Raw genomic sequence first — 3,064 nt, 5'->3', positions numbered from 1 at the left:
ATATAATATTGGATCCATTTTTTATATTTATTTTAAAAACAACAACAGATGGCGTGGCAATAGCGACAGTATTAATACAATTAGTAGGAAGTGTGTATTTGTATTTTAAGGTGAAAAATTCTCCCTTAATTTTGAAACAAAATTATAATATAAAAATTCCAAGCATAAAAAATATAGGGGATATTTTAAATCAAGGATTGCCAGCAAGTTTTAATATGATGACAATAGCTGTAGGAGTTTTTGTGATAAATCATTATATACAAAAAGTTGGAGGAAGCTCAGCTATTGCATCGTATGGAATATCAACTCGTATAGAGCAATTAATATTATTACCAGCAATTGGTTTAAATAGTGCTGCTTTAAGTATAACTGGTCAAAGTTTTGGTGCAAAAAAATTTGATAGAATAAAACAAGTTTTTATTAAAACAATGCTTTATGGAATTATAATAATGACTGTAGGAATGTTAAGTATAAGTTATTTATTACCCTATTTATTTAATGTATTTACTAAGAATTTAGAAGTTATAGAATATGGAGTTAGTTATTTTTCAATAGAGAGATTTACTTTTAATTCATACATTTTAATAAATATATGTGATGCTATTTTGAGAGGATTAAAATATCCTAAATTTTCGATTTTAATAGGAATATACCGTCAATTTTTAATGCCTATATTGTGCTTTCCTATATTAGTAAAAATTTTTCAAGGTGTTCAAGGGATTTGGATAGGAATTTTAGTCATAAATTGGAGTGCAGGTTTTTTCTTTTTAGTATATTTTATATTTATATATAAAAAAATAAAAGAAAAAAGGAAGAGTTAATACGTTAGCGTAGATAAAAATATAAACCTGTAAAAACAAGAGTTGAGGAGGTAAAAAAATGGCATACAAAAAATCATTTTCAGAGGTAGAAAATAAATATTGGGGAGATTATAAAGTAAGAATGTCTAAAGCCCAAGGAGCTGAAGATGTTAAAAAAATATTCTCAATGATAGTAGCTGATATGGTAAAAGAGATTGAGCCTAGCTTAGATCCTATTTATGGAGAGTTCAATGGTGATTTTGAAATAGAAATGATTGGTGATAAAAAATATAGAGTAGCTCCTAAAATTAAAGAGGATTCTGCATATATAGAGCTAGTTGAAAATTCAGATTTACCTGCAATATTAGATAAATATGCAGAATTAGCGGTAAATAAAATAGTTCATTTATCTGGAAAAGAACCAGAGGAAAATGGAAAAAAAATAATTCATTAATAAAAAAAGACCTCTTTAACAAAGAGGTCTTTTTTTATCGCTAAATTCCATAAAATAATTAAAAAGCTTTTCTTAAACCAAGTTTGTAAAACATTCTGTCTTTATCATCAGATTTTTTTCCATCATATGATATGTTTTTAGCAGATTGCCAGTAAACTTCTCCTATCAATGTTAATGTAGGATCAAATTTGTAGCTAAATGTTGTACCAATTCTAGTTTCATCTTTATCTCTTGTTTTGCCATTATTACTTCCACTTAAAGAAGAGGATTCTTTTCCTTTTTCTTCGTAATGTAAATCATATCTAATAAATGGATTGATAGCTAACTTATCAGTTATTCCCCAGTTATATCCTCCTCTTAATTGCCAACGTATATATTCAGATGAGTGCTCAAGATATTTATATTCATTATAAAGCGATGCCCAGATAGAATCTTTATTAGGAAGAGTTTGTCTAATTCCAATTAACTGAACTTCTTGGTACCAATCACCATAGTAATAATTAGTATCTAAATCTCCTTTTTTATAGCTTGAATCTTTTCTAGATTCTTGCTTTGTTTCAGTAAATAGTGGACCTGTAAATCCACTTAAATAAAGATTAGTAGTGTTAGTTATCTTGTAGTTCATATCTGGAAAAAATCTTAGACTAAGATTTCTTTTCGTTTGATTGCTTAAAGAGTTATCATTTATAGACCACTGCTCATATCTGAAACCAACTTTAGGATTAAAAGCGAAGTCTCCATTTTTATAACTATAGCCACTTGCAAACATTTCAAATCTATCTCTTTGAGTTTTAAATCTAGCATTTGTACCTTCAGCTCTTTCTTTTCCATATTGATCTTGATACATATACTTAAAATCGATTTTTAATTTAGATCCTTCTAGCGGATTAAAACTTCCACTAACATAAGGCATAAATACATCGCTTCTGTTGTAGTTATTTGTACCTTTATCATCATATTGCTCATTTTCAAAACCGATTTCAATTGTTGCTGCAAAAGTTCCTGCAGATAAAATACTTGCTAATAATAAAATAATTTTTTTGGACATTTTGTCTCCCCCTCTTTATTTTAATAAATATTGTTTAATGTTTTAATTATTTTTATATGAATTTTTTACAAAATGAATACATTTCTTTGCAGATTCAATAGTAGAATTCTCTAATAAGATATCAACCTCTAAGTTATATTTTTTGATACATTTCATTAAAGTATCTATATCAAAACTTCCTTCTCCAATAGGAACAATTTTAAAAATATTATTTTCTACTTTGAAATCTTTTAAGTGAATTATTGCAATTTTATCAGCAAAAAGTTCGAAAGATTTTTCTATTATATTCTTTTGGTTATGGAAATTAGTTATATTTAAAAAATTAACAGGATCAAATATAACTTTTAAATGACTAGATACAACAGTTTTTAAGGCTAGGTTCATTTTTTCAGGAGTCGATATAATATCTTTTGAAACTCCTTCAATAGCTACTAAAGTTTGAGTTTTTTCAGCATGTTTAACTATTTCATTTAAAGTATCTAGAAAAATATTAAAAGCTTCTTGAGTATCATTTAATGGCGTGTGTGTATAGTCTGTAGTTAAGCAACCAGTTTCGGTTCCAACGATACATCCCGGAAAGTTTTTAGAGAAATCTAAATGATATTTGAATTTTTCAATCTCTTGGTGTCTTATGTTATTATCAGGATTTCCCATATTTATATAACATCCTAAAACAGATAGATTAATATCTTTAGTTTCTAAATTATTTTTTAAATATTGAGCTAACTCACTATTTAAGTTTTCTATTGAAATGTTAAAATC

The 3,064-nt window shown here is 26.8% G+C and carries 4 protein-coding genes; 2 read left to right on the top strand and 2 right to left on the bottom strand.

The window, feature by feature from the left end; genetic code table 11:
- A partial coding sequence (locus tag Q0V08_RS11275; RefSeq protein ID WP_297434815.1) for an MATE family efflux transporter occupies positions 1-821 on the top strand: 821 nt, incomplete at its 5' end.
- Positions 822-879: 58 nt separating this feature from the next.
- Complete coding sequence (locus tag Q0V08_RS11270) at positions 880-1,254, top strand: hypothetical protein (RefSeq protein ID WP_297434814.1); 375 nt, start codon at positions 880-882, stop codon at positions 1,252-1,254.
- A gap of 58 nt (positions 1,255-1,312) precedes the next feature.
- On the opposite strand, the gene Q0V08_RS11265 is transcribed toward Q0V08_RS11270, so the two are convergent.
- On the bottom strand, positions 1,313-2,302 hold the full coding sequence (locus tag Q0V08_RS11265) for a hypothetical protein (RefSeq protein ID WP_297434813.1): 990 nt from the start codon (positions 2,300-2,302) through the stop codon (positions 1,313-1,315).
- 42 nt (positions 2,303-2,344) lie between these two features.
- On the bottom strand, positions 2,345-3,064 hold a 720-nt coding region (locus tag Q0V08_RS11260), incomplete at its 5' end, for a TIM barrel protein (RefSeq protein WP_297434812.1).

It is taken from the genome of uncultured Cetobacterium sp., assembly GCF_947038635.1.
Lineage (GTDB): Bacteria > Fusobacteriota > Fusobacteriia > Fusobacteriales > Fusobacteriaceae > Cetobacterium_A.
The sequence above is the reverse complement of the archived record's forward strand: the minus strand, read 5'-3'. Positions and strand labels throughout refer to the sequence as shown.

Coding starts and splice junctions, on each gene's coding strand:
- Q0V08_RS11270 (WP_297434814.1), top strand. CDS start 880: ATGGCATACAAAAAATCATTTTCAGAGGTAGAAAATAAATATTGGGGA.
- Q0V08_RS11265 (WP_297434813.1), bottom strand. CDS start 2,302: ATGTCCAAAAAAATTATTTTATTATTAGCAAGTATTTTATCTGCAGGA.